The sequence below is a fragment of the Streptomyces sp. NPDC007971 genome, assembly GCF_042958635.1.
GTDB lineage: Bacteria > Actinomycetota > Actinomycetes > Streptomycetales > Streptomycetaceae > Streptomyces.
This window is the reverse complement of the sequence record NZ_JBIBJK010000007.1, coordinates 324,929-351,400: the sequence shown is the minus strand read 5'-3', so window position 1 is coordinate 351,400 and position 26,472 is coordinate 324,929. Positions and strand designations below refer to the sequence as shown.

At 71.5% G+C, this 26,472-nt stretch carries 24 protein-coding genes; 5 read left to right on the top strand and 19 right to left on the bottom strand.

What is annotated here, in order from left to right:
• Window positions 1–2 precede the first annotated feature (2 nt).
• From hpnH to ACFZCP_RS17380, 15 genes are all read right to left on the bottom strand, one after another.
• Window positions 3–1,025: an adenosyl-hopene transferase HpnH gene (gene hpnH, locus ACFZCP_RS17450; protein ID WP_391427869.1), complete on the bottom strand. Its 1,023-nt coding sequence runs from the start codon at window positions 1,023–1,025 to the stop codon at window positions 3–5.
• A gap of 5 nt (window positions 1,026–1,030) precedes the next feature.
• A complete protein-coding gene (locus ACFZCP_RS17445; RefSeq protein ID WP_391427868.1) occupies window positions 1,031–1,723 on the bottom strand; it encodes a 1-hydroxy-2-methyl-2-butenyl 4-diphosphate reductase in 693 nt (230 codons plus the stop codon).
• On the bottom strand, window positions 1,724–3,751 hold the full coding sequence (gene shc, locus ACFZCP_RS17440; protein WP_391427867.1) for a squalene--hopene cyclase: 2,028 nt from the start codon (window positions 3,749–3,751) through the stop codon (window positions 1,724–1,726). It lies immediately after the preceding gene.
• Window positions 3,752–3,867: 116 nt separating this feature from the next.
• Entirely contained in the window at window positions 3,868–4,932 is a 1,065-nt protein-coding gene (locus tag ACFZCP_RS17435; protein WP_362683272.1) for a polyprenyl synthetase family protein, read from the bottom strand.
• 71 nt (window positions 4,933–5,003) lie between these two features.
• A complete protein-coding gene (hpnE, locus tag ACFZCP_RS17430; protein WP_391427866.1) occupies window positions 5,004–6,524 on the bottom strand; it encodes a hydroxysqualene dehydroxylase HpnE in 1,521 nt (506 codons plus the stop codon).
• On the bottom strand, window positions 6,521–6,661 hold the full coding sequence (locus ACFZCP_RS17425; protein ID WP_391427865.1) for a DUF6380 family protein: 141 nt from the start codon (window positions 6,659–6,661) through the stop codon (window positions 6,521–6,523). Before ACFZCP_RS17425 ends, hpnE begins: the two co-directional genes overlap by 4 nt.
• A complete protein-coding gene (gene hpnD, locus ACFZCP_RS17420) occupies window positions 6,661–7,611 on the bottom strand; it encodes a presqualene diphosphate synthase HpnD (RefSeq protein WP_391427864.1) in 951 nt (316 codons plus the stop codon). The genes ACFZCP_RS17425 and hpnD overlap by 1 nt, the downstream gene beginning before the upstream one ends.
• Window positions 7,608–8,504, bottom strand: a complete 897-nt coding sequence (gene hpnC / locus ACFZCP_RS17415) for a squalene synthase HpnC (protein WP_362682396.1) — start codon at window positions 8,502–8,504, stop codon at window positions 7,608–7,610. The genes hpnD and hpnC overlap by 4 nt, the downstream gene beginning before the upstream one ends.
• A 360-nt stretch (window positions 8,505–8,864) precedes the next feature.
• Window positions 8,865–9,659: an ATP-binding cassette domain-containing protein gene (locus ACFZCP_RS17410; RefSeq protein WP_391427863.1), complete on the bottom strand. Its 795-nt coding sequence runs from the start codon at window positions 9,657–9,659 to the stop codon at window positions 8,865–8,867.
• Window positions 9,646–10,575 (bottom strand): ABC transporter permease, encoded by a 930-nt coding sequence (locus ACFZCP_RS17405; protein WP_391427862.1) that lies wholly within the window; start codon window positions 10,573–10,575, stop codon window positions 9,646–9,648. The genes ACFZCP_RS17410 and ACFZCP_RS17405 overlap by 14 nt, the downstream gene beginning before the upstream one ends.
• A gap of 172 nt (window positions 10,576–10,747) precedes the next feature.
• On the bottom strand, window positions 10,748–11,629 hold the full coding sequence (locus ACFZCP_RS17400) for a glycosyltransferase (protein WP_362682406.1): 882 nt from the start codon (window positions 11,627–11,629) through the stop codon (window positions 10,748–10,750).
• A gap of 5 nt (window positions 11,630–11,634) precedes the next feature.
• On the bottom strand, window positions 11,635–12,414 hold the full coding sequence (locus tag ACFZCP_RS17395) for a CDP-alcohol phosphatidyltransferase family protein (RefSeq protein WP_391427861.1): 780 nt from the start codon (window positions 12,412–12,414) through the stop codon (window positions 11,635–11,637).
• Entirely contained in the window at window positions 12,392–13,453 is a 1,062-nt protein-coding gene (locus ACFZCP_RS17390; RefSeq protein ID WP_362682412.1) for an iron-containing alcohol dehydrogenase family protein, read from the bottom strand. Before ACFZCP_RS17390 ends, ACFZCP_RS17395 begins: the two co-directional genes overlap by 23 nt.
• The gene (locus ACFZCP_RS17385; RefSeq protein WP_391427860.1) at window positions 13,441–14,193 is read right to left on the bottom strand and encodes a sugar phosphate nucleotidyltransferase; all 753 of its coding nucleotides are present in this window, start codon (window positions 14,191–14,193) and stop codon (window positions 13,441–13,443) included. Before ACFZCP_RS17385 ends, ACFZCP_RS17390 begins: the two co-directional genes overlap by 13 nt.
• Window positions 14,190–15,989 carry a DUF5941 domain-containing protein gene (locus ACFZCP_RS17380; protein WP_391427859.1) on the bottom strand — a complete coding sequence of 600 codons (1,800 nt, stop codon included), beginning with the start codon at window positions 15,987–15,989 and terminating at the stop codon, window positions 14,190–14,192. Before ACFZCP_RS17380 ends, ACFZCP_RS17385 begins: the two co-directional genes overlap by 4 nt.
• 276 nt (window positions 15,990–16,265) lie before the next feature.
• Between ACFZCP_RS17380 and galE the strand changes: the two genes are divergently transcribed.
• The 3 genes from galE (at window position 16,266) to idi (ending at window position 19,137) form a co-directional block, all read left to right on the top strand.
• The gene (galE, locus tag ACFZCP_RS17375) at window positions 16,266–17,261 is read left to right on the top strand and encodes a UDP-glucose 4-epimerase GalE (protein ID WP_391427857.1); all 996 of its coding nucleotides are present in this window, start codon (window positions 16,266–16,268) and stop codon (window positions 17,259–17,261) included.
• Window positions 17,262–17,419: 158 nt separating this feature from the next.
• On the top strand, window positions 17,420–18,361 hold the full coding sequence (locus ACFZCP_RS17370; RefSeq protein ID WP_391427856.1) for a cation diffusion facilitator family transporter: 942 nt from the start codon (window positions 17,420–17,422) through the stop codon (window positions 18,359–18,361).
• Between the two features lie 182 nt (window positions 18,362–18,543).
• A complete protein-coding gene (idi, locus tag ACFZCP_RS17365) occupies window positions 18,544–19,137 on the top strand; it encodes an isopentenyl-diphosphate Delta-isomerase (protein WP_391427855.1) in 594 nt (197 codons plus the stop codon).
• A gap of 176 nt (window positions 19,138–19,313) precedes the next feature.
• Here idi and ACFZCP_RS17360 read toward each other — a convergent pair whose 3' ends face one another.
• Window positions 19,314–19,808, bottom strand: a complete 495-nt coding sequence (locus ACFZCP_RS17360; protein ID WP_391427953.1) for an ATP-binding protein — start codon at window positions 19,806–19,808, stop codon at window positions 19,314–19,316.
• A gap of 493 nt (window positions 19,809–20,301) precedes the next feature.
• On the opposite strand from ACFZCP_RS17360, the gene ACFZCP_RS17355 reads away from it, so the two are divergent.
• The gene (locus ACFZCP_RS17355) at window positions 20,302–21,057 is read left to right on the top strand and encodes an enoyl-CoA hydratase-related protein (protein WP_391427854.1); all 756 of its coding nucleotides are present in this window, start codon (window positions 20,302–20,304) and stop codon (window positions 21,055–21,057) included.
• On the opposite strand, the gene ACFZCP_RS17350 is transcribed toward ACFZCP_RS17355, so the two are convergent.
• Window positions 21,044–21,679, bottom strand: coding sequence for a DJ-1/PfpI family protein (locus tag ACFZCP_RS17350; protein WP_391427853.1), 636 nt, complete (start codon window positions 21,677–21,679; stop codon window positions 21,044–21,046). The two genes, ACFZCP_RS17355 and ACFZCP_RS17350, sit on opposite strands and share 14 nt — an antisense overlap.
• A gap of 144 nt (window positions 21,680–21,823) precedes the next feature.
• Window positions 21,824–22,783, bottom strand: a complete 960-nt coding sequence (locus ACFZCP_RS17345; RefSeq protein WP_391427852.1) for a DJ-1/PfpI family protein — start codon at window positions 22,781–22,783, stop codon at window positions 21,824–21,826.
• A gap of 311 nt (window positions 22,784–23,094) precedes the next feature.
• Here ACFZCP_RS17345 and ACFZCP_RS17340 point away from each other — a divergent pair, with 311 nt between their 5' ends.
• Window positions 23,095–25,503, top strand: coding sequence for a helix-hairpin-helix domain-containing protein (locus ACFZCP_RS17340; RefSeq protein ID WP_391427850.1), 2,409 nt, complete (start codon window positions 23,095–23,097; stop codon window positions 25,501–25,503).
• A 387-nt stretch (window positions 25,504–25,890) separates the two neighbouring features.
• Here ACFZCP_RS17340 and ACFZCP_RS17335 read toward each other — a convergent pair whose 3' ends face one another.
• Window positions 25,891–26,463: a TIGR03086 family metal-binding protein gene (locus tag ACFZCP_RS17335; protein WP_391427849.1), complete on the bottom strand. Its 573-nt coding sequence runs from the start codon at window positions 26,461–26,463 to the stop codon at window positions 25,891–25,893.
• Between the last annotated feature and the right edge of the window lie 9 nt (window positions 26,464–26,472).

Below are 26,472 nucleotides of genomic sequence, written 5' to 3'. Positions count from 1 at the left end.
CGTCACTCCCGGTTTCCGGAGACGGTCTCGCGCATGGCCCGCAGCGACTCCTTCAGGGAGCCCATGGTGGCGAGGACGGCGGTGGGCTCGTAGCCGCAGTGCGCCATGCAGTTGGCGCAACGCGGGTCCTTGCCGCGGCCGTACTTGTCCCAGTCGGTCTCCTCGACGAGTTCGCGGTACGTCGGCACGTACCCGTCGCTCATCAGGTAGCAGGGGCGCTGCCAGCCGAAGAGCGAGTAGTTCGGGATCGCCCAGGCCGTGCACGGGAAGTCGACCTTGCCCTCCAGGAAGTCCAGGAAGAGCGGGGAGTGGTTGAGCCGCCACTTCTTGCGGTTGCCGCCCGCGAAGGCCTTCCTGAACAGTTCGCGGGTCTGCTCCACGCCGAGGAAGTGCTCCTGGTCGGGAGCCTTCTCGTAGGCGTAGGCGGGCGAGATCATCATCTCGTCGACCTTGAGGTCGTCGTTGAGGAAGTTGAGCACCTCGATGATCGTCTGCGGGGTGTCGGTGTTGAAGAAGGTCGAGTTGGTGGTCACCCGGAAGCCGCGCCGCTTGGCCTCCTTGATGGCCTCCACCGCCTCGTCGAACACGCCTTCCTTCGCGACGGATTCGTCGTGCCGCTCGCGCAGCCCGTCGATGTGCACCGCGAACGCGAAGTACGGGGAGGGCGTGAACTGGTCCATCTTCTTGCGCAGCAGCATGGCGTTGGTGCAGAGGAAAACGTATTTCCTCCTGGCCACCAACTGGCGCACGATCTCGTCGATCTGGGGGTGCATCAACGGTTCTCCACCGGCGATGGACACCATCGGAGCACCGGACTCCAGTACCGCGCCCACCGCCTGGGCGACCGGCATGCGCTGCTTCAGCACCCCGGCCGGGTGCTGGATCTTCCCGCAGCCCTCGCACTTGAGATTGCAGGCGAAGAGGGGTTCCAGCTCGACGATGAGCGGAAACTTGTCGCGCCTTCGGATCTTCTGTTCAGCCAGGTACGTAGCGACCTTGATGGACTGACGCAGCGGCATGGCCATCTGGCTCACCTCCGGGGGAGCAGCAAAGAACGGTGCCATTCCAAAAAAGCGGGAAGGACGGAACGAAGAACACGGAAAGCTGATATTCCACCGCGCACCGTCCCGATCCGGACGAGTTCATGTTCTGGAGCGTCCACGACCACCCGTACGGCCGCAACCGGGCGCTCGCCCGCGCGGACGGCGCTCAGGAGTGTGGCCGCCGACTCCATGTCGACCGCGATCGCGCCGGTCGCGGACAGGTCGGACCGCGCGGGTCCGCGCACGACATGGTCGGAGCCGGTGAGGGGGCCGGTGTGGACGGTGCGCCCGGGCAGGATGCGCGCGAGTTCCTTGACGAGCAGGTCGGTGCCCACGCACGGGACGGTGCCGCGCGGGTCCCGGGTCTCCTCGGCGACGACCAGGTCGCCGGGGTGCATGCCGGGGGCGAGTCCGGCGCAGAAGCCGGTGGCCAGTACGGCCGCCCCGGCCAGGGCCGGCGCGGCCAGGTGCCGGGAGACGGAGCGCTCCGCCGCCCTGGGCCCCATGCCCGTACGGACGACGGTGAACGGCCCTCCGGCGGAGTACTGGTCCCCTCCGCCCGCGGGACGCAGGAAGCCGCCCGGTCCGGCCGGGTGCCGGTCGCCGGTGCGCAGGGCGAGGTGCTCGATGCCGAGCGCGCAGGCGATCAGCAGCGGGGCCGGTGCGGGCCGGGTGCTCATTCAGCGCCCCTCGGCCTCGGCGAGCGGCCTCCTGCCTGCGGCGAGATGCTGCTCGAAGGGATCGCCGTGCAGATAGCGGCCGAGGGCGGTGAGCGGGAAGACCTGCCGGTAGAGGTGGTAGTTGATGGAGAAGTCCCAGGGGAACCCGGTGCCCGTGAAGTACGGCTCGTCCCAGGAGCCGTCCTCGCGCTGGGTCTCGGCCAGCCACCGGATGCCGTGCTCGACGGCCTTGGAGTCCTTCTCCCCCGCCGCGAGCAGCGCCATCAGCGCCCAGGCGGTCTGGGAGGCGGTGGAGGCACCGCGTCCGCTCCATTCCTTGACGTACTTGTACGAGCGCAGGTCCTCGCCCCAGCCGCCGTCGTCGTTCTGGACGTTCTCCAGCCAGGTCACGGCGCGCCTGATGGCGGGATGGGAGCCGGGCAGGCCGGCCGCGGTGAGAGCGGGCACCACCGAGCCGGTGCCGTAGATGTAGTTGACGCCCCAGCGGCCGAACCACGAGCCGTCCGCCTCCTGCTCGGCCAGCAGCCACTCGATGCCGCGCCGGGTGCGCGGGTCGTGGGCGAGACCTTCGGCGGCGAGCATCTCCACGACGTGCGCGGTGACGTCCGCGGACGGCGGGTCGATGACCTCGCCGAAGTCGCAGAACGGCAGCCGGTTCGGGAACGGGCTGGTGTTGTCGACGTCGAAAGCGCCCCACGCCCCGTTCTTCGACTGCATGCCGAGGTTCCAGCGGACCGCGCGTCCGATCGCCCGGTCCACCCGCTCGGGGTCGTGATGCCTGATCCGGCGCAGCGCGAGGGCGACCTCGGCGGTGTCGTCGATGTCCGGGTAGTTGTCGTTGTGGAACTCGAACGCCCAGCCGCCCGGCGGGAGCCCGGGCCGCTTGACGGCCCAGTCGCCGGGCCGCACGATCTCCTCGCCGAGCATCCAGTCGGCGGCCCTGACCAGCTGCGGATGGTCGGCGGGCAGTCCGGCGTCGGCCAGCGCGATGGCGGCGAGGCAGGTGTCCCACACCGGGGACTGGCAGGCCTCGATCATCCGGGCGCCGTCCTTCCGCCACACGGCGAAGCGGTCCAGCGACGCGAGGCCCTCGCGCATCACCGGGTGCTCCAGGTCGTAGCCGACCAGGTGCAGCGCGATGACCGAGTACACGGCGGGCGGCTGGATGCCGCCCCAGCAGCCGTCGTTCTCCTGCCGCTCGATGATCCAGCGGGCCGCGGAGTTCATCGCGGCTCTGCGCAGTCTGCGCGGGGCGACCTTGCGCAGCTGGTGCAGCGCCTTGTCCAGACGCTGGAAGGCGCCGTCCCAACTGGCCACCGGGGCAAGCGGTCTGGCCGGGTTGGGGTCGGCCGGGTCGGTGTGCAGCTCGTCCAGCGGGAAGGGCGCGGGGCGCACCGGGCGCTTGGCCGAGACGATCGTCAGCGGCACGATGGTCTGCCGGGCCCAGCAGCCGAAGTCGTAGATGTTGAGCGGCATCCAGCTGGGGAAGTAGATCAGCTCCGGCGGGAGTTCGGGCAGGTCGTCCCACTTCCACCAGCCGAACAGGGCGAGCCAGATCCGGGTGAAGACCCGGGCGGCGGCGATGCCGCCGCGCTCGCGGATCCAGGCGGAGGCCCTCGCCATGTGCGGGGCGTCGGGCGCGTCACCGGCCAGCCGGAGGGCCACGTAGGCCTCGATGGTGGCGGAGAGTTCGCCGGGGCCGCCGTAGAAGGTGGCCCAGGTGCCGTCCTCGCGCTGCTCGCCGCGGATGAACAGGGCGGCGGCCTGTGTGGTCTCCTCGTCGCGGATACCGAGGAACTGACGGAGCAGCAGGTCCTCGGCGTCCATGGTGACGTTCGTCTCGAGGTCGCCCTTCCACCAGCCCTGGGCGTCCTGCCGGGCGAGCAGGAAGTCGGTGGCCCGCCGTGCGGCGCGTTCGGCGGCTTCTTGTACCCCGGCCGCCGCGGGGGTGGTGACGTCGGTTTCGCTGGCCGAGGCTGCTCGGGGCGGCAGGGTCGCCCCGGTGCTTCCGTCGGTCGTCGCTGTCATGGCTTCCCCTTCATGCAGTCGTGCGAGTCGTGCTGCTGCGGGTCCGCCGTCGGCCGGTGTCCGTCGTCCCTCGACACCGGCCGGCGACTACGCGAGGGTTATGCGACCGATAGTGATCATCTCTTTCGTACGACGACGAAGTCGGCGAGCGCCGTGAAGGCCGCCCGTACCTGCTCGGGCATGTCGACGGCGTCGAGGGCCTCGACGGCGATGACGTGCTGGCGGCGTGCCTCCCCGGCCGTCCACTCGCGGCCGCCCGCCGCCTCGATGAGGGCGGCGCGGGCCGCGAACTCCTCCTCGGAGAAGGTCGCGAAGTCGCTGCTCTTGGCGTCGGCCGCGAGGATCTCGCCGAGCTGCTCGGAGGCGGAGCCGCCCGCCGCGAGGGCGGCGACGACCGGCAGGGACTTCTTGCGCTGGCGCAGGTCGCTCCAGGTCTGCTTGCCGGTGGCCTCGGGGTCGCCCCAGATGCCGAGCAGGTCGTCCACGGCCTGGAAGGCCAGACCCAGGTGGTAGCCGTACTTCTCCAGAGCGTCCGCGGTGCGGTCGTCGGCGCCGCCGAGCACCGCGCCGATGGAGCTGGAGGCGGCGAGCAGGGCGCCGGTCTTGTTGCCCTCCATCTCCAGGCACTCCTCGACGCTGACGCGGTCGCGGTGCTCGTAGGAGATGTCCTGCGCCTGACCGTCGATCAGGGCGCGGGAGGCGGTGGTCAGCCGGCGGGTGGCGCGGCCCGCCTCGACGGTGCCGAGTTCCAGCAGGATCTCGTTGGCGAGGGCGAACAGGGCGTCGCCGACCAGGATGGCCTGCGCGGGGCCGTGCACCTTCCAGACGGTGTCGCGGTGGCGGCGCTGCTCGTCGCCGTCCATCAGGTCGTCGTGCAACAGGGAGAAGTTGTGGACCAGTTCGACGGCGACGGCGCCGGGGATGCCCACCTCGGGTGCGGCGCCGGTGACCTCGGCGGAGAGCACGGCCAGGGCCGGGCGCACGGCCTTGCCGCCGTCGCCGTCGGCCGGGTTGCCCGCGGCGTCGATCCAGCCGAAGTGGTAGGCGGCGACGGTGTCCATGGGGGGCGCCAGCCGGTCGACGGCCGCACGCAGCACCGGTGTGGCCAGGGTCCGGCCGCGCTCCAGGAGCGCGGTGACGTCCACCGCGGACCTCCGAGCGGGCGTCGAAGCCGGGGGCACAGTGGGCACAGTCTCTCCTCTAGTTGCGGTACCGGGGGTGCGGGGGCCCGCCGCCGGCTGCTCATCGACCTTCACCGGATCTCACCTCGCAGGGAAGCGCCGGTGCGCTCCGCTTGCCGGCCGGGTCCCCGGGGGTTGTCCCCCGGGTCGGTGCAGTGGGCCGCCTCCTCGAACGCGAAGAGATGGCGGGGGCGGGGCCGGCCCAGGGTGCTCAGCGCGGCGTCGGCCGCGCTGACTCCGCTGCGGACCGCACTCTCCATGGTTGCGGGCCACCCGGTGGCGGTCCACGCTCCGGCCAGGTACAGGCCGGGGGCCTTGGTGCGGGCGCCGGGCCGCAGCCGCCCGACGCCGGGGGCGGGGGCGAACGTGGCCGTGCGCTCGCGGGTCACGAAGAAGTCCTTCACCACCGCGTCGCGGGTGCCCGGGATCAGGCGCTCCAGCTCGGGCAGGTAGCGCTCGCGGAGCACGGCGACGGGTGCGTCGATCTCGTCCTCGGCGGCCGACTGGGACAGCGCCAGGTACTGCCCCTCGGCGAGCCCGGAGGCGTCGGTGCGGTCGAAGACCCACTGCACGGGGGTGCCGAGTGCGGCGAAGAAGGGCCTGGCGAGCACCTTGCGGTCGTAGACGACATGCACGTTGAGGATGGGCGCGGTCTCGATCCGCAGCAGCTGCTCGGGGGCGTCGAGGGCGCCGGGCGGCAGCAGGTCGTGGGTCTCGCGCTGGGGTACGGCGAGGACGACCGCGTCGGCCCGGAGCGTCTCGCCGGGAACCTGAACGCTCCAGGTCCCGTTCTCGTTGTGGGAGACGGAGGTGACGCGTGTACGGACCTCGGTACGGACGCCCGCGGAGTCGAGCGCCTTGCGGGCCAGCCGGTCGTGCAGTTCGCCCAGCGGGACGTGGGCCCAGCCGATGTCGGCCGCGCCCGGGTCGGACAGCAGACCGGTCTTGAACACCATCGCGGCGAGCCCCAGCGAGGCGTCGCCCGCGACCGCGTTGAGGGTGGCGACCCCGACCAGGTCCCACAGGGCCTCGATGGCACGCGCCGACTGGCCGTGAGCGGCCAGCCAGCTGCCGAAGTCCTGGGTGTCCAGGGTCGGATCGGCGAGGTCGAGCCCCTTGAGCGCGAGCGCGGCCCGACCGACCGCGGCACGCTCGGCGAGCGAGAGATGCGGATAGGAGGCCAGGCTGCGCCCCAGGTGGAGGGGGACGGGCAGCGGGTCGCGCCGCAGCCTGCCGAGCCGTCTGCCCTCGGGCTTGGCGACGTCGACGACGGGCACGTCCAGGCGGTCCTGCAGCGGTGCCAGCGCCGCGCCCTCGATCCGGTCGAGGAACCAGCGGTAGGCGGTGCAGCAGCGCAGGTACACGTGCTGGCCGTTGTCGACGGTCAGCTCGCCGCGCCGGAAGGAGAAGGCGAGGCCGCCCAGCCTGGGTCTGCCTTCGAGCAGGGTGACCCGGACACCCGCGTCGGCGAGCGCGAGCGCCGCGGTGATCCCGGCGAGGCCGCCGCCGACCACCACGACGCTGCGGCCTGCCGTGGCCGCGGGTCGCGGTGTGTCAGCGGGCGCCCCCTCCGGGCGCGGGCCGTCGCTCATCGTGCGTCCTTCCGTGCGTGCCGAGCGTGCAGGTTGAACGCTGCACGGTCGGCCGTCGCAGTCAGGGACGCCACGCCGCAGCGGAAAGTTGCCCGCCGCGGCCAGCTCGCCGGACTTGCCTGGTCCACGGGGTCCATCAGGCGCGCCTCCTGACGGTCCGCCGGGACGCGTGCCGGGCGTCGAGCCCGGACAGGCCGCGCACGGCGACGAAGGCCTTCTCGCGTCCGGGCAGCGAGACCCGGCCGCGCAGCACGGCGTCCGGTTCGCGCTCGATGCGGTCCAGCAGCCGGCGGTAGATACCGGCCATGGCGGCCACGCAGGCGCCGCTGCGGCGGTCGAGCATGGGGAGCAGCCGGTAGCCCTCGGCGAAAAGGGCACGGGCCCGGCGTACTTCGAAGTGGACGAGCCCCGCGAAGTCGGAGCCCTCCGGCGGTGTCGGCCCGTCGAACCCGGCCGAGCAGCCGAACTTGGCGAGGTCGTCGGCGGGCAGGTAGGTGCGGCCGCCCTCGGCGTCCTCGCGGACGTCCCTGAGGATGTTGGTGAGCTGGAGCGCGAGGCCGAGGGTGTCGGCGTACTCGGATGCGCGCTCGGCGCCACGCGCCCCCGGTTCCGTGCCGAACACACCGAGCGAGAGACGGCCGATGGCTCCGGCCACGCAACGGCAGTAGACCTTCAGGTCGTCCCAGGTCTCGTAGGTCTCCCCGCGTACGTCCATCTGGACGCCGTCGATCAGCTCGTCCAGACCGCCGAGCGGGATCGGGAAGGCCTGTGCGGCATGGGTGAGCGCGACGGCCACCGGATCGGTGTCGTCCTCCTCGACCCCGCCCTCGCGGACGCGGGTGAGCAGCGCGCGGGTGTCCTCCAGCCGCTTCACCTTGACCTCGCCCGGCAGGTCGCCGTCGCCGATGTCGTCGACACGCCGGGAGAAGGCGTACAGCGCCGACATGGCGCGGCGCTTGGGCGTCGGCAGCAGCCGGATGCCGTACGCGAAGTTGCGGGCCTGCTGCCCGGTCACGGCCTCGCAGTAGCTGTAGGCGGCGAGTACCGGTGCGGACACGTGCGGTGGAGAATCCACGGTCCGGATCACCCCTCTCCTCGCAGGATCACGCCCACCTCACGCAGCAACTGGACCTTGCCGGGTCTGGGAGGGCCGGGAAGTACGTCGTATTCGGCGGCGGCGATCGCCCGGACCGCCGCCCTTCCCCCCGCCACGAACCCTGCGAGCAACAGCTTCAACCTGCCGTGGACGCTACCCACCAGGGGGGCGCCTTCATTCAGCAGATCGCGGGCGCGTTGCGCTTCGTATGCGACCAGGGCGCGCACCGATGCGCCTGCGGTTTCTGCCGCGAGATCGGTTTCCTGGACGTGGAAGCGTTTCATGTCGGCGGCGGGAAGATAGATCCGGTCCCGGGCGAGGTCCTCGGCGACGTCCTGGACGTGCTCCACGATCTGCAGAGCGGTGCAGATCGAGTCGGAGAGACGGTTCCTCTCGGCGGTCGCGGTGCCGGTGACGGCGAGGACGAGGCGGCCGACGGGGTTGGCGGACAGTTCGCAGTAGGCGAGGAGGTCGTCGTAGGTCTCGTACCGGGTGACGAGCTGGTCCTGGCGGTTGGCGGCGATCAGTCCGAGGAACGGCTCGGGGGTGAGGGAGCGGCGGCGGACGGTGGGCTGCAGACGGCGCAGCAGGGGGTGGCGGGGCGTGCCGTCGAAGACGCGTCGCAGATCGGCCTCGAAGGCGTCGAGGAGGACGAGGCGGTTCCCGGCCTCGGCGGCGGACACGCCGAGGATGCGCGCGTCGGCCCCGCCGGGGGCCAGATCGCCGTCACCGATGTCGTCCACGAGACGCGCGAAGCCGTACACGGCCATGAGGTCGTCGCGCCAGGCACGGGGCAGAAAGAAGGGGGCCACGGGGAAGTTCTCGCTCGCAGCCTTGTCCAGCGTGGCGCGCTCCAGGTCCGGCGCCGTGTCGGTTCCCGTCACCGCGCGCTGCCCGTGGCGGGGACGGCACATGCTGCGCTGAGCTGGGGAGTTTCCGTAGCCATTGCCGTCACATCTCCCGTTCTACACTGCCGATCCGATACACACTATTTCGGACACGCCGCCTGGCCTGGCGCGGGGCTTCCCCGCAGAGGGTGTCGCGCATTATCGCCCCACTTGCCGCTTTCCGGGACCGGTACAGCTTACGTTGTACAACGCAGGCAGGTCCGGCGGGGTGTCCCGCGCATCACAACAACACACCGATTGGCGTCAAGATTCCTAAGAACAGAGCGAGTTGACGCCTCTTTTGCAGACGCGGGGCCCCACCGGAGGGTTCCGGCAGGGCCCTGGCCCAATCGGGGGTTACTTGCCCGTGAACTTCTCGTACTCCTTGAGGACCTCTTCGGTGGGTCCGTCCATGCGCAGCTCGCCGCGTTCCAGCCACAGGACGCGGTCGCAGGTGTCGCGGATGGACTTGTTGTTGTGACTGACCAGAAACACCGTGCCGGCGTCCTTGCGCAGCTCCCGGATGCGGTCCTCGGAGCGCTTTTGGAACTTGCGGTCACCCGTGGCGAGCGCCTCGTCGATCATGAGGACGTCGTGGTCCTTGGCGGCGGCGATGGAGAAGCGCAGCCGGGCCGCCATGCCGGAGGAGTAGGTGCGCATCGGAAGGGTGATGAAGTCGCCCTTCTCGTTGATGCCCGAGAAGTCGACGATCTCCTGGTAGCGCTCCTTGACCTGCTCGCGGGACATGCCCATGGCGAGACCGCCGAGGATGACGTTGCGCTCGCCGGTCAGGTCGTTCATCAGGGCCGCGTTCACGCCGAGCAGCGAGGGCTGGCCGTCGGTGTAGACCTTGCCCTTCTCGGCGGGCAGCAGGCCGGCGATGGCACGCAGCAGCGTGGACTTGCCGGAGCCGTTGGAGCCGATCAGGCCGATCGCCTCGCCGCGGTAGGCGACGAAGGAGACACCGCGCACGGCGTGCACCTTGCGCACCCCGCGCGCCGCGTCGTCGGAGCCCCGCTTGAGGATGCGGCTGAGGGCGGCCGTCGCGCTGCCCTTGCCGGTCTTGGCACCGTTGACCCGGTAGACGATGTGCAGGTCGTCCGCGATGACCGTCGGACGCGGGTCCTTGCTGTTCTGCTCAGCCACGGCCATACCTCTCCTCAGCCTTCCAGAAGTACACGAAGCCGCCGGCGAAGACGACGACGGCCCAGAACAGGGCGATGGCCCACACGTGAGGCGGCAGGTTCGACGCGCCGTACCCGTCGATCAGCGCATAGCGCATCAGGTCCATGTAGACGGCGGCCGGGTTGACCTGGAGCAGCCGGACCGCGAGTTCGGAGCGGCCCTCCATCATCTTGTTGATGGAGAACATGACACCGGACGTGTACATCCAGGTGCGCAGGACGAACGGCATCAGCTGGGCGAGGTCCGGCGTCTTGGCGCCCAGGCGGGCCACGATCAGCGCGAGCCCGGTGTTGAAGAGGAACTGCAGCAGCAGGACCGGCACGATCAGCAGCCAGGAGGCGCTCGGGTAGCTGCCGAAACCGAGCGCGACGAGGAACAGCACGATCATCGAGAAGAGGAGCTGCTGGAGCTGCTGGAGCGAGAAGGAGATGGGCAGCGAGGCGCGCGGGAAGTGCAGGGCGCGCACCAGGCCGAGGTTGCCGGAGATGGCGCGGACGCCCGACATGACCGAGCTCTGCGTGAAGGTGAAGACGAACACACCCGTGACCAGGAACGGGATGTACACGTCCTTGGACATGCCTCGGCTCGCGTGCAGGATGACGCCGAAGATGAAGTAGTACACGCCCGCGTTGAGCAGCGGCGTCGCCACCTGCCACAGCTGGCCGAGCTTGGCCTGGCTGTACTGCGCCGTCAGCTTCGCCTGCGAGAAGGCGAGGACGAAGTGGCGCCGCCCCCACAGCTGACGGACGTACTCGACGAGGGAGGGCCGGGCGCCGCTCACGGCGAGCCCGTACTTGGCGGCGAGCTGCGCCGCCGGCAGTCCCTCGTCGGGTGACGGGGCCGCGGTCACCGCAACACCGCCGTCATGCGTTGTCTCACTCACAGGAGGAAGCTTTCGTCTTCGGGTACATCGTGTGCGTCGTACTGCGTCGTGTGCGTCGAACGGGCCGAGTGCTGCGGTACGTCGTCGCCACGCATGCCGTGTGTCTCGACCGGGTGCGCCCGACCGGTTCGCAGGCGCGCCCGCAGGGCACGGCCCCGCACCGTCGAGCTTGTCAGATCACCGGGGGACGGCCCAGTCGGGTGAGTCGCCACACCGTACGCCAGCGCATCGGGTGGCGCGGGCCGCACGAGGTGGTCCAGCCCTCCTTGAAGCCGCCGAACCAGGCCTTCAGGGCCGGTACCGAGGGGCGGCGCAGCAGGGTGAGCAGCAGCCAGACCCCGAGGTAGACGGGGACCAGGAGCACGGGGAGGTTGCGGCGGGCCAGCCAGACCCGGTTGCGGGCGACCATGCGGTGGTACACCGCGTGCCGCGAGGGCGCGGTGGTCGGGTGGTACAGGACCATGTCGGACCGGTAGTCGATCATCCAGCCCGCGTCGAGGGCCCGCCAGGCCAGGTCGGTCTCCTCGTGGGCGTAGAAGAACTCGTCCGGCAGGACGCCGGCGTCGGCGAAGACCCGGGTGCGGACGGCGTTGGCGCCGCCGAGGAAGGTGGTGACCCGGGAGGAGCGCATCGGGTCGGCGGCACGCAGCCTCGGCACGTGCCGGCGCTGGGTCTCGCCCGTGTCCGGGTCGGCGATGCGGAAGCTGATGATGCCGAGCTTCGGGTCGGCCTCGAACGCCTGACGGCACAGCTCGGCGGTGTCGTGGCGGGCGAGCAGGCCGTCGTCGTCGAGGAAGAGCAGTATGTCGACGTCACGGCCGCCGGGGCCGAAGGCCTCTATGCCGACGTTGCGGCCGCCGGGGATGCCCAGGTTCTCGGGCAGCTCCACGGTCCGTACGACCGACGAGAACTCCGTGACGTCCGGGACGGGCGAGCCGTTGCCGACGACGACCACCTCGACCCGGTCGCCGTCCTGCTTGGCGACCGAGTCGAGCAGGGCACGCAGCTCCTCGGGCCGGTTGCCCATGGTGATGATGACCGCACCGACCTTCATGCCGCTCACCTCAGCCTGCTGGAGGCGAGGATGGACACCAGGTGCAGCAGGGTCTGCAGCAGGGCGATGCCGGCGAGGACGGCGGTGCCGAGCCGGGTGAAGAACAGGTCGCCGTGGATCTGGTCGGCGATCGCGAGGACCAGGATCAGCAGCGAGGCCTCGATGCCGAGGATGAGCCGGTGGAACTTCAGCGCCGCGGCGGCGCGGCGGGCCAGTGCCATACCGGAGGAGCGCGGCTCGGACGCGGCCTCCTTGACCGGGGGCATGCCGGCCTGGTGCCGGGCGACGCCGACCAGGTCGGTCTCGGCCTTGATCAGGATGGCGCCGAGGGCGGCCAGCGTGCCGAGGAAGGCCCACAGCCAGTCGATGCGCCCGCTCCCCCACAGGTCGGCGGCGCGCAGGCCGAGGCCGACCAGGACGGCGGCGTCGGTCAGGTAGGCGCCGACGCGGTCGAGGTAGACGCCGCCGAGCGAGTACTGCTGCTTCCAGCGGGCGATCTCGCCGTCGACGCAGTCCAGGAGCAGGTACAGCTGGGTGGCGACGACGCCGAGCACGGCGCCCGCGATCCCCGGCACGAGCAGAGCCGGGGCCGCGAGCACGCCGCAGACGGTCATCAGGTACGTGAGCTGGTTGGGCGTGACCCTGGTGTTCACCAGGTAGCGGTCGACGCGCAGGGACACCTCGCGCATGTAGAGGCGTCCCGCCCAGTGCTCACCGCTGCGCCGGTCCTTCACCCCTGCGGGGTGGACGACCGGACGGAGTTCAGCTACCGATGGCCTTGACATAGTCGGCGTAGATGTCCTTGATCTGGTTCGTCTTGAGGTCGAGGTGTTCGAGGATCGTGTAGCGGCCGGGTCTGGTCTCCGGGGCGAACTCCACGGCGCGGACGAACTCGTCCACCGTGAAGCCGATCTCCTCCGGAAGCACCGGAAGCCCGTGCCGGCGCAGTACCTCCGCCTGGTACGCCGCTTCCTCGTGCGCGCCGCGCAGGTACATCGCGAAGGCGGCACCGAGCCCGCACTGCTCGCCATGGCTGGCGGCACGCTTGGGGAAGAGCAGGTCGAAGGCGTGGTTGATCTCGTGACAGGAGCCCGAGGCGGGCCGCGAGTCACCCGAGATCGACATCGCGATACCGGTGAGGACCAGCGCCTCGGCGAGCACCTGGAGGAACTCGTTCTCGCCGATGCCGCCGGGGTGCCGGAGCACCGCTTCGCCGGCCTGGCGGGCCATGGCGGCGGCGAGGCCGTCGATCTTCTCACCGTTGACGCGGTGGGACAGCTCCCAGTCCGCGATCGAGTTGATGTTGGAGATCGCGTCGCCGATGCCGGCCCGCACGAAGCGCGCCGGTGCCTCGCGGATCACGTCCAGGTCGATGACGACCGCGATCGGGTTCGGCACACCGTAGGAGCCGCGCCCGGCGTCGTTGTCGAGGGTGGCGACCGGCGAGCACAGGCCGTCGTGCGCGAGATTCGTCGGCACGGCGACCAGGGGCAGACCGACCCGGGCCGCGGCGAACTTCGCGCAGTCGATGATCTTGCCGCCGCCGAGGCCGACGACCGCGTCGTAGTGGCCGGCCTTTATGTCGCCGGCCAGCCGCACGGCGTCGTCGAGGGTGCCGCCGCCCACCTCGTACCAGGTGGCGCCGGGCAGCGAAGGGGCGACGCGCTCGCGCAGCTTCGCGCCGGAGCCGCCGCTGACGGCGACGGCGAGCCGGCCGGACTGGGAGATGCGCTCGTCGGCGAGCACGCCCGCCAGGTCGTCGAGGGCACCCGGGCGGATGTCCACGACGACCGGCGACGGGATGAGCCGGGTCAGTACTGGCACGCGATCTCCCGGCCCTTGGCGAGGTCGTCGTGGTTGTCGATCTCGACCCACTTGACGTCGCCGATCGGGGCCACGTCGATCCGGAAGCCGCGGTTGACCAGCTCCTGGTAGCCGTGCTCGTAGAACTGCTGCGGGTCGGTCTCCCAGACCGCCTTGAGCGCGTCGGCGAGCTCGGGGGCCGCATCGCCCTCGATGAGGGTGACGCCGATGTACTCACCGGTCGCCTCGGCGGGGTCCATCAGCTTGGTGATCTTCGTCATGCCCTTGCCGGGGTCGACGACGACCTTCATCTCCTCGTCCGCGAGGGACTTCACGGTGTCGAGGGCGAGAATGATCTTCTTGCCCTCGCCACGGGCGGCCAGCAGCGTCTTCTCGACGGACACCGGGTGGACGGTGTCGCCGTTGGCGAGGATCACGCCGTCCTTGAGGGCGTCACGGCCGCACCACAGGGAGTAGGCGTTGTTCCACTCCTCGGCCTTGTCGTTGTCGATGAGGGTGATCTTGAGGCCGTACTTGGCCTCCAGGGCCGCCTTGCGCTCGTACACGGCCTCCTTGCGGTAGCCGACGATGACCGCGACCTCCGTCAGGCCGATCTCGGCGAAATTGCCGAGTGTGAGGTCGAGCACCGTGATCGAGTCCTCTATGCCGGCAGGGCCCACCGGCACCAGAGCCTTCGGAAGGCTGTCGGTGTAGGGGCGCAGACGCCGTCCGGCGCCGGCCGCCAGCACGAGGCCGATCATGCGGGTTCTCCTTCGTCGTGTACGGCGGGCGCCCCAGCGGACACCCAGAAGCGGATGCTCTCGACGAGCACCACCAGGGCGACGGCCACGGCGACAACCGTGAGCGCGACCTTGAACTGCGATGCGGAGAGCAGCGCGGCCAGCACGGTGACCAGCAGCGTCCGCCCTTCCTGTCCCCCGATGGCACGCACCAGCCAGGCCGGCGGCGCTCCGGCGTTGCCGCGGATGCGGTACACCGTGTCGTAGTGATGGTAGGCGACGGCGGCCACCAGGCCGAAAGCCGCAGGAAGTGCACCGTTTACCCCGGCTTTACTGGCGAGGGCCAGGACGGTGCCGTACTCGGCGGCCCGGAACAGCGGCGGCACCAGCCAGTCGAGGGCGCCCTTGAGGGGGCGGGCGACGGCAAAGGCCGAGGTGACGACGTACACGACGGCGCCGATGACCGGCAGCACCCCGCCGGGGGCGGAGAGCGCGGAGCAGCCCACGACCACGGCACCGCCCAGCAGCGCGACGGCGGGGACGGCAAGGCCCGGCAGGCCCCGCTTGACCACACGCGTCAGGTTCTCGGCGAGCGGGCCCGAGTCGGCGAGGTCCGCCAGCGCCCGCGCCGCCCGGTCGGTCCGCTTCGCCCTGCGGGTCAGCGACCGCAGCACCCGGCCCGCCGTGGTGTAGGTGGCGGCGACGGCGCAGCCGGCGAGCAGCACGATGAGGGTGATGCGCGGGGTGGTGGCCGCGGTGAGGACGGCGATCATCGCCCACCGCTCGCCGATGGGCAGGACTATCATCCGGCGCACCCAGACCGTCCAGCCGACGCTGTCCAGCTTGTCGGACAGGGCCGCGGTGGGGCTGGTGTTCGCGGTGGCGTCGTGGTTGGCCTCGTTGAAGGAGAAGTCGACCACATGCCGGCAGGTCTGCAGGATCATCGCGCCGAGGGCGAGGGCCCACACGTCGTCGCCGCCGCGGGCCGCGCCGAGGGCGAGCCCCGCGTAGTAGGCGTACTCCTTGGCCCGGTCGAAGGTGGCGTCGAGCCAGGCGCCGAGCGTGGAGTACTTCAGGGCGTAGCGGGCGAGCTGGCCGTCGGTGCAGTCCAGGACGAAGGAGGCGATCAGCAGCACGCCTGCGGCGATGAAGCCGCCCCGGGTGCCCGTCGCCGCGCAGCCCGCCGCGATCAGGGCGGTGAGCAGGGAGGCGGTGGTGACCTGGTTGGGGGTCAGGCCCCGGCGGGCGCACCAGCGGGCGATGTAGCGCGAGTACGGGCTGATGAAGAAGGTGGTGAAGAAGCCGTCGCGGGACTTCACGGCGGACTTCAGGCGTATGGCCTCCTCGTCGACGGCGGCGACGGCCTGCCGGGCCTCGTTGCGGGCCTGCGGGTCGGCCGGGACGGCGGCGACCAGGCTGCCCAGCTCGGGCCGGTGGATCGCGCTGCCGTCGGTGTCGAGGGTGGTGACGACGCGGTCGGCGAGGCTGTCGACGGCGAGGGCCGCGCCCGGGCCGGCGGAGGCCTCGCGGGCCAGGGTGCGGGTCAGCGCCTGGCGGGCGGCCGGCTGGGCGGTGACGGCGCCGGGCACGGCGGCGAGGTCGAAACGCGGGTCGGTGAGGCCGAGCCGCAGTGCGTGCAGGTGGCCGACGAAGCGGGCGTCGACCAGGGCCACACGGCGGTCGGCGGGGACGGCCGCGAGCAGGGTCTCCGCGTCGGTGGCGTCGGTGGCCGCGTGCACGTCGAAGCCGAGGGACCGCAGATCGCTCTCAAGGGACGATCCGGGGACCGGCTGACCGGTGACGATGGCGGTCGGCAACCGAACTCACTCCCTGGGTACCGGCGCGTCGGCGCCGGTCATTAGCGTGGTGGGGCGCCCCTGACCTGCGGCACCCGGGCGGCATGTCGGCAGAGGGTATCCGATGGGCACGAGCCCGCGTTCACCGGGCGTTCACGGCCCGGACCACGGGGGCTGCCCCGGCCTTTGCCGCGATCATCATCGGTGATCCGGGGGCCGCCCCACAAACTTTGGGCGCAGACCCGGGCATCCCCCGGCATCACGGACACGCCGCCGGTCGGCATAGGGTGGGCGCCCATGACGTGGCTGATCACCGGCGGAGCCGGATACATCGGGGCACATGTGGCACGGGCCATGACCGGCGCAGGAGAGAGCGTCGTGGCGCTGGACGACCTGTCGGCCGCCGTGCCCGAGCGGCTGCCGGCCGAGGTTCCGCTCGTCGCGGGCTCGACCCTGGACGGGGACCTGCTCAAGCGGGTCTTCGTGGAGTACGGAGTGACGGGTGTCGTGCACCTGGCGGCCCGCAAGCAGGTCGCGGAGTCGGTGGCCGAGCCCACCCGCTACTACCGGGAGAACGTGGGCGGCCTGGCCACCCTGCTGGACGCGGTCGCGGAGGCGGGGATCGGCCGCCTGCTGTTCTCCTCGTCGGCCGCGGTGTACGGCAACCCGGACGTGGAGCTGATCACCGAGGACACCCCCTGCGCGCCGGTGAATCCGTACGGCGAGACCAAGCTGGCCGGTGAGTGGCTGGTGCGGGCGGCGGGCCACACGCACGGGATCTCGACGGCGTGCCTGCGCTACTTCAACGTGGCGGGCGCGGCGGCGCCGGAACTCGCGGACACGGGTGTGTTCAACATCGTGCCGATGGTCTTCGACCGGCTCACCCGCGGCGAGGCCCCGCGGATCTTCGGCGACGACTATCCGACCCCGGACGGCACCGCTGTCCGCGACTACATCCATGTGGCCGACCTCGCCGAGGCGCATCTGGCGGCCGCGCGCCGGCTCGCCGAAGGCGACTCCGCTGCCGGAACCGGCGGCGGAGTCCGGGGCGACCTCACGCTGAACATCGGCCGCGGCGAGGGCGTCTCCGTGCGCGAGCTGATCACGGTCATCGGGGACGTCACCGGCGACCGGCGGACACCGGTGGTAGAGGGGCGCCGGCCGGGGGACGCGCCACGTGCGGTGGCCTCGGCCGAGCGGGCCGCCGAAGCCCTCGGCTGGCGGGCCCGGCGCGGGGTGCGAGAGATGGTCGGCTCGGCCTGGCAGGGCTGGCAGCTGCACCACGGGAAGTAGGTCGTGCGATGCCCTGACCAGCGCTTCGTTTCCGCAGGTCAGGGCACATGACAACGGTGTTCAGTGCCGCGTTGCCCGATACCCCCCACCCGTAGTTGACTGTGAGCCCGGACAGAACGCAGACAGAACGCAGACAGAACACGGAAAGGGCGGTTTCCATGGGGGCAGGGCACGACCACGGGCATGCGCACACCCATGCGCCCCCCACGGGAACGGCAGCAGCCGCGTACCGCGGCAGGCTGCGGGTCGCGCTGGGCATCACGCTCACGGTCATGGTGGTCGAGATCATCGGTGGTCTCGTCGCGGACTCGCTCGCCCTGATCGCCGACGCGGCGCACATGGCCACCGACGCGGTGGGCCTCGGTATGGCGCTGCTCGCCATCCACTTCGCCAACCGCCCGCCGAGCACCAACCGCACCTTCGGCTACGCGCGCGCCGAGATCCTCGCCGCACTGGCCAACTGTCTGCTGCTGCTCTGCGTCGGCGGCTACGTGGTCTACGAGGCCGTTCAGCGGTTCGTCACGCCCGCGGACACCCGGGGCGGCCTGATGATCGTCTTCGGTCTGATCGGTCTGGTCGCCAACAGCATCTCGCTCTTCCTGCTGATGCGCGGGCAGAAGGAGAGCCTGAACGTGCGCGGCGCCTTCCTGGAGGTGGCGGCGGACGCGCTGGGCTCGGTGGCGGTGCTGATCTCGGCCACGGTGATCCTGACCACGGGCTGGCAGGCCGCCGACCCCGTCGCCTCGCTGGTCATCGGCGTGATGATCGTCCCGAGGACGCTGAAGCTCCTGCGCGAGACGCTGGACGTGCTGCTGGAGGCGGCGCCGAAGAACGTCGACATGGGGGAGGTACGGGCGCACATCCTGGCCCTGGACGGCGTGGAGGACGTGCACGACCTGCACGCCTGGACCATCACCTCGGGCATGCCCGTGCTGTCCGCGCACGTGGTGGTCACCACGGAGGTGCTGAACGCCATCGGCCACGAGAAGATGCTGCACGAGCTGCAGGGCTGCCTGGGCGACCACTTCGACGTGGAGCACTGCACCTTCCAGCTGGAGCCGGGCGGGCACGCGGAGCACGAAGCACGTCTGTGTCATTAACCGTACGCACGTTTGTCCGAAGCTTTGGGGCGGTTCCCGGCCAGGGGCGCCGGGCACGATGATCTACCGGGTCCCATTCCAGCTCCACCCCGGGCAGGACATGCCAAACGTGCCGGGAAGTGCCGGGAGTGCCGGATTCGTACGGCAGACTTGGGGTGCGAAGAACGAGGCTAAGGATGGGTATGCCGATCACACCTGCCACCGAGACGCACAGCTCGTCGAACGGCGCCGCAGAGGCGATTTTGCTGGAACTGGTCGACGAGAAGGGCGTGACGATCGGCACCGCGGAGAAGCTCGCCGCGCATCAGGCGCCGGGACAGCTGCACCGGGCGTTCTCGGTCTTCCTCTTCGACGAGCAGGGCCGGCTCCTGCTCCAGCAGCGGGCGCTCGGCAAGTACCACTCCCCCGGCGTGTGGTCCAACACCTGCTGCGGCCACCCCTACCCCGGCGAGGCACCCTTCGCGGCGGCCGCCCGGCGGACGTACGAGGAGCTGGGCGTGTCGCCGTCGCTGCTGGCGGAGGCGGGCACGGTCCGCTACAACCATCCGGACCCGGCCTCGGGCCTGGTCGAGCAGGAGTACAACCACCTGTTCGTCGGCCTGGTGCAGGCCCCGCTCGCGCCGGACCCGGGGGAGGTCGAATCGACCGCGTACGTGACGGCGGCCGAGTTGGCGCAGCGGCACGCCCGGGACCCGTTCTCGGCGTGGTTCATGACCGTGCTGGACGCGGCACGTCCGGCGATCAGGGAGCTGACCGGCGAGTCCGCGGGCTGGTAGGCCCGGGGTGCGCCCTCTGCCTGCTCCCTACCTGCTCTCTGCGAGAGGCGCACGAGCCGCCGACTCCCCGCGAGAGGAGCACGAACCGCCGGCTCCTGGCGAGTGGAGCACGGGCTCCCCGCGAGAGGAGCACGAACCGCCGGCTCCCTGCGACGGGGGCGCGGGCTGCCTGCGCTCTACGACAGGAACATGGGCTTGAGGGGCAGGGCGGCCCAGATCACCTTGCCTCCACCGGCCGTGTGTTCCACGTCGACCGCCCCGCCCGCCTCCCTGGCCACCTCACGGACCAGGAGCAGGCCCCGGCCGCCGGTCTGGCCGTGGTCGGCCTCCAGAGCAGTCGGGCGGTAGGGGTGGTTGTCCTCCACCGACACACGCACCCACTCGGCACCGACGGCCACCTCCACGGCGAGCATCGGCGACAGCAGCGCCGCGTGCCTGACCGCGTTCGTGACCAGCTCGGAGACGATCAGCAGCAGGCCGTGGACCAGCTCGTCGGAGACCGGTACCCCCTGGCGCAGCAGCAGGTCCCGCACCGCGTGCCGGGCCTGCGGGACCGAGGCGTCCACGGCAGGCGCCGTGAACCGCCAGACTCCCTCGTAGGGCAGTGGATCGGGCAGCCGCTCGGCGCCCCCCGCTGGGCGCGGGCCGTCCCCGCGCCCGTGGTTGTCCATCGTCCGGTCGCCACCCTCGCGCTCGATTGTCACCACACGTCGAGTGTTGGTAACGATGCGCTCCGCACCGCGAGACTGAACACAAGTCAGCGCTTATCGAGCGCTTCTGACCGCGTGCGTATGACAAGGGCAGTTGTAGGACCGCTCCTGCCCCTCTGACGCCGCTTCACGAACTATTCGTGTTGTGGGAAAACCCCTGGGGCACCCGGCGGTTTCGATGTGTGACGCCGCCGCGCAGGCGTGACCTGCCGTCGGAGGGCTCATCCGGCCGCCGGGGGCGCGACCGGCAGCCGACGGTGGCGCGTCCGGCTGTCACAGGGCGCGACCGGCAGCCAACAGTGGCACGTCCGGCTGCCACACCGCAGGAACGCGTCCCGCCGCCTCGGGGCGCGACCAGCCGCCACGGGGGGGGCGACCTGCTCCCGCGGGGCCGCAGTTGCCGGACCCGACGGCCCGCCTGCCCCGGCAGGGCCGCCCCGATAGCATCCAGCGCATGGACCCCCAGCTCTCCCACCACGTCGCCGACTCCGTCGCCACGGTCGTCATCCGCCATCCGGCCAAGCGCAACGCCATGACGGCCGCCATGTGGCGGGCCCTGCCACCGCTGCTGGACGAGCTGGCGGGCGACCCCCGGGTACGGGCGCTCGTCCTGACCGGCGAGGGCACGACCTTCTGTGCGGGGGCGGACATCTCCACCCTCCGGGGGTCGTCCGCCGAGGCGCAGGGGCTGGCCGTCGCGGCGGAGGAGGCCCTCGCCGCGTTCCCGAAGCCGACGCTCGCCGCGGTACGCGGCCACTGTGTCGGCGGCGGGTCCCAGCTCGCGGCGGCCTGCGATCTGCGGCTGGCGGAGGAGGGCGCGCTGTTCGGGGTCACACCGGCGAAGCTCGGGATCGTGTATCCGGCCTCCTCCACGCGGCGGCTGGTGTCGCTGGTGGGGCCGGCGAGCGCCAAGTACCTGCTGTTCACGGCCGAGTTGATCGATGCCGGCCGGGCCCTGCGCACCGGGCTGGTGGACGAGGTGCTGCCCGAGGGCGAGCTGGACAAGCGGGTCGCCGAGCTGGCCCGGATCCTGGTGTCCCGTTCCCAGCTGACCCAGGCCGCCGCGAAGGAGTTCGCGAACGGCCGCACCGACCGGGACGCCCACTGGACCAAGCAGGCGCGCGGCAGCGGCGACACCGCCGAGGGGGTCGCCGCCTTCCTGGAGCGCAGGCAGCCGCGCTTCACCTGGAACGTGACTACGTCAGACTGAAGCGGCTCTTCCCGCGCAACTCCTCGACCAGGTGTGCGGGCGCCTTCTGCGGGGAGCCGGCGTCGTACGGCGGCTGCGGGTCGTACTCGGTCAGCAGCTGGACGGCCTGGGCGTGTTCGTCGCCCGCGATCCTGCCGACCAGGGTGAGAGCCATGTCGATGCCGGAGGAGACACCGGCGGCGGTGACGTACTTGCCGTCGGTGACGACCCGCTCGCCCGTCGGTTCGGCGCCGAACTGCTCCAGCACGTGCAGGGCGGCCCAGTGGCTGGTGGCCCGCCGGCCCTCCAGCAGGCCGGCGGCGGCGAGCAGCAGGGAGCCCGAGCAGACCGAGGTCGTCCAGGTGGTCGTCGTGTCGACGGCGCGCAGCCAGTCGAGCAGGGCCGGGTTCTCCAGCTGCTCGGTGGTGCCGGGGCCGCCGGCGACCACGACGATGTCGGGGCTCGTCACCTCGTCGAGTGCCTTGTCCGCGGTGACGGCCAGGAAGCCCGTGTCGGCGCGGACGGGGCCGGGCCGCTCGGCGACGAAGTCCATCCGGACGTCCGGGAGCCTGCTGAGGATCTCGTAGGGCCCCACGGCGTCCAGGGCGGTGAAGCGGTCGTAGACAACCATGGCGATGTACATGCGGATCCCTTTCGGTGGTTCGGATGCCGTTGCGGAGTGCGGCTCGGGGGGCGGGTGGTGTTGCGGGGTGCGGCTCGGGGGGCAGGGACCGTCCCGGGGTGCGGGCCGTTCAGTGGGCAGGGACGGTCCCGGGGTACGGGCGGTTCAGTTGGCGGGGGCCGGGTGGAAGCGTCTGCGGTACTCCGCGGGCGGGGTGCCCAGCGCCTTGAGGAAGGCCCGCCGCATGGCCTCGGAGGTGCCGTAGCCGCTCACGCGGGAGATCTCCTCGATGCCGTCGGACGTCTCCTCCAGGAGCCGGCGGGCGTGTTCCAGGCGGACCCGGTCGACGTAGCGGCCGGGCGTCATGCCCGTCTCCTCGCGGAAGGCGCGGGCGAAGTGGCGCGGCGAGAGCCGGGCGCGGCCGGCGAGCGACTCCACGCTCAGGTCGCCCTCGGGGTGCTCGGTGATCCACTGCTGTACCTCCCGCAGGGGCTCGCGCTGCGCGGTCTGGGCGGCCAGCTGGGCGCTGAACTGCGCCTGGTTGCCGGGGCGGCGCAGGAAGACCACCAGGTGCCGGGCGACGTCGAGCGCGACGCCCCGGTCCAGGTCCTCCTCGACCAGGGCCAGGGCCAGGTCGATACCGGACGTCACGCCCGCCGAGGTGGAGACCTCGCCGTCGCGTACGTAGATCGGCTCGGGGTCCACCTCCACCGCCGGGTGGTCGCGGGCGAGCTTGTCGCAGTAGGACCAGTGGGTCGTCGCCCGGCGGCCGTCGAGCAGCCCCGCGGCGGCCAGCAGGACCGCTCCGGTGCACACGGAGACGAGGCGCCGCGCCCGCGGTCCGTGCGTACGCAGCCATGCGGTCAGCCCCGGATCGGGGCTACGGGTGCCCAGGCCGCCGGGGACCAGCAGGGTGTGCGGGTCGGACGCCTGCGTGAGCGCCTCGTCCGGTACGAGGGTCAGCCCGCTGGAGGTGCGCACAGGGCCGCCGTCCAGGGAGGCCGTGCGGATGCGGTACGTCCCGGGGGTGTGCTGCTCGGCACCGGCGAACACCTCCAGGGGCCCGGTGACGTCGAGGCTCTGGACGCCGTCGAAGAGGACGAAGAGGAGCGTTCGCTGCGGCATGTCTTCGATTCTTCGGCGGTCGGGGCATGGCCGCAATGACGAGTTTCCCACCTTTTCTGCCATGGGCCGTGGCCGCACCGGACGGACCTGCGGCCGCGCGGCGTGCCGTGCGGTGTGCGACGCCGTGTGCCGCCGCTCCGTGTGCCGCTTGGTGTGCAACGCCGTGTGCGGTGCCGTGTGCGGTGCCGCATCCGGTACGGTGTGCGCGCTTCGTGCGGCACGGCGGATTGCCGGGGCGCCCTGATCCCCCGTTGTCGGTGTCACCTGCCACAATTGCCGCGCAACCTCAGTGGAGAAGGCGGTACGGGATCGTGACGACACCCCTCGTAGGGTCCATCGAAGGCAGGATCGCCGAGGAACTCGGCGTACGGGAGCGGCAGGTGAAGGCCGCGGTGGAGCTGCTCGACGGCGGTTCGACGGTGCCCTTCATCGCCCGCTACCGCAAGGAAGCGACCGAGATGCTCGACGACGCGCAGCTGCGCACGCTCGAGGAGCGGCTGCGCTATCTGCGGGAGCTGGAAGAGCGGCGGACCGCGATCCTGGAGTCGGTGCGCGAGCAGGGCAAGCTCACCGAGGAGCTGGAGGCGCAGATCCGGGGCGCCGAGACCAAGGCCCGGCTGGAGGACATCTATCTGCCCTACAAGCCCAAGCGGCGGACCAAGGCGCAGATCGCGCGCGAGGCCGGGCTGGAGCCGCTGGCCGAGGGCCTGCTGGGCGACCCGGCCGTGGAACCGATCGCCGCCGCCGCCGCGTTCGTCGACGCCGACAAGGGTGTCGCCGACCCGCAGGCCGCGCTGGAGGGCGCCCGCGCCATCCTCACCGAGCGGTTCTCGGAGGACGCCGACCTGATCGGCGAGGTGCGCGAGCGGATGTGGGTGCGCGGGCGGCTGGCCGCCAAGGTGCGGGACGGCAAGGAGGAGGCGGGCGCCAAGTTCGCCGACTACTTCGACTTCGCCGAGCCGTTCACCGAGCTGCCCTCGCACCGGATCCTCGCGATGCTGCGCGGCGAGAAGGAGGAGGTCCTGGACCTCGTCCTGGAGCCGGAGGAGCCCACGGAGGGCCCCTCCTCGTACGAAGGAATCATCGCCGGGAAGTTCGGCATCGCCGATCGCGGCCGCCCCGCCGACAAGTGGCTCAAGGACACGGTCCGCTGGGCCTGGCGCACCCGGATCCTGGTGCACCTCGGCATCGACCTGCGCCTTCGCCTGCGCACGGCCGCCGAGGACGAGGCGGTCGACGTGTTCGCGGCGAACCTGCGGGACCTGCTGCTGGCCGCCCCGGCCGGCACGCGCGCCACCCTGGGCCTGGACCCCGGCTTCCGTACGGGTGTGAAGGTCGCGGTGGTCGACGCCACCGGCAAGGCCGTCGCCACGGACGTGATCTACCCGCACGTCCCGGCCAACAAGTGGGACGAGGCGATCGCCAAGCTCGCCCGGCTCGCGAAGGAGCACGCCGTCGACCTGGTCGCCATCGGCAACGGCACGGCCTCCCGCGAGACCGACAAGCTCGCCGGTGAACTCATCGCCAAGCACCCGGAGTTGAAGCTCACCAAGGTGATGGTGTCCGAGGCGGGCGCCTCCGTGTACTCGGCGTCGCAGTACGCCTCGCAGGAGCTGCCCGGCATGGACGTGTCGCTGCGCGGCGCGGTCTCCATCGCCCGTCGGCTGCAGGACCCGCTGGCCGAGCTGGTGAAGATCGACCCGAAGTCGATCGGTGTCGGTCAGTACCAGCACGACCTGTCCGAGGTGAAGCTGTCCCGCTCGCTGGACGCGGTCGTCGAGGACTGTGTGAACGGCGTCGGCGTGGACGTCAACACCGCCTCCGTGCCGCTGCTGTCGCGAGTGTCGGGCATCTCGTCCGGTCTCGCCGAGAACATCGTGGCGCACCGCGACGCGAACGGGCCGTTCAGCTCGCGCTCCGAGCTGAAGAAGGTGGCGCGGCTCGGCCCGAAGGCGTACGAGCAGTGCGCGGGCTTCCTGCGGATCCGGGGCGGTGACGACCCGCTGGACGCCTCCAGCGTGCACCCGGAGGCGTACCCGGTGGTGCGGCGCATGGTGAAGACGACGGGGCAGGAGGTCGCCTCCCTGGTCGGCAACACCGGGGTGCTGCGCTCGCTGCGGCCGGCGGACTTCGTGGACGACACGTTCGGACTGCCGACGGTCACGGACATCCTGAAGGAGCTGGAGAAGCCGGGGCGTGACCCGCGTCCGGCTTTCAAGACGGCCACCTTCAAGGAGGGCGTGGAGAAGATCTCCGACCTGTCGTCCGGGATGGTCCTGGAGGGTGTCGTCACGAACGTGGCGGCCTTCGGCGCGTTCGTGGACGTCGGCGTCCACCAGGACGGCCTCGTCCACGTCTCCGCCATGTCGAAGACGTTCGTGAAGGACCCGCGGGACGTGGTGAAGCCGGGTGACATCGTCAAGGTGAAGGTCCTCGACGTGGACATCCCGCGCAAGCGGATCGCGCTGACGCTGCGGCTGGACGACGAGGCCGCGCCGCAGGGGCAGGGGCAGGGCGGCAGGCAGCAGCGCGGTGGCGGCGGCCGGCCGCCGCAGCAGCGGCAGGGCGGTCAGGGTCAGCGGCAGGGCCAGGCCCAGGGCCAGCGGCAGCAACGCGCTGGGGATCGTGGCGGCCGTCAGTCGCCGGCCCCCGCCAACAGCGCGATGGCGGACGCTCTGCGCCGGGCGGGTCTGCTGAATCCGAAGAACGGGCGAGGCTGAGCCAGTGGGGGGCGGGCGAGGCACGCAACACGCCTCGCCCGCCCCCCACAGCCCCACCCCTACAGCCCCGCCCTACGACTCATCACAAGGTGTCGTCAGGCGGAGGCGGTCCCTGGGTGTTCGGCGAGGATGCGGTCCAGGTCCCGCAGGTGTCCCGCAGGTCCTTGCCGATGGACGAGCGGACCTTTCTGACCATGACGGGAGCGGCCGGCCGGCAGAGGGGGCCCGAATCGCCCCGGACCCGGATGGGGGCCAGGGTTCCTCGTGGGTGCGCGTCGAACGAGTAGGTGACGTGCATCGGCATCGGCCCCGCCACGGACACCGTGTCCAGCACCCTCGGCGGGTCGTACGCGGTGACACGCAGGACGTGGTCGATGCGCGGGACCCTCAGCCGTTCCAGCCAGGATTGCGTCCGCTGGCGCCGAGCGCCCGGTGCAGGGCCGGGGCGTCGTCCGGCACGGGCACGGGAGCCCCGTACGACCCGTTGCTCCGGGCCCGCTCGGCGACCTGCTCGACCACACCGAGCGCAACCTGTCCGGCGTCCTCGCTGACCCCGAAGGACTGACCGGTGGCGCGGGCCAGGTCCCAGCCGTGCAGGACCAGTTCCTGGAGCGTGATCGAGGCGGCGAAGTCGGCCGGCATCTCCCCCGGGCCGAACTCGGTGGTCCCTTCGTACGCGGCGCCCTCGGACCACGCCACCGCGGCGAGGCTCGCGCAGTCGGCCAGATCCTGCGGCGACACGGCCGAGCCGGCACCGGCAGCCGGCTGGGCCTCCTTGCGGGCGGCTCGCGCCGCCGACTGCAGCGTGAGGCCGAGGTGGTCGACGAGTTCGGCGACGGTGAACTTCTCGCAGGGGGTGCGGCCCTGGAGCTGTTCGTCCTGGATGTGGGCGGCGATCAGGGCGACGGCGTCGGCGCACTCGCGGATGGCGGGCTGGAGCGTGCTGTGCGCTGTGTTCATGGTTTCTCT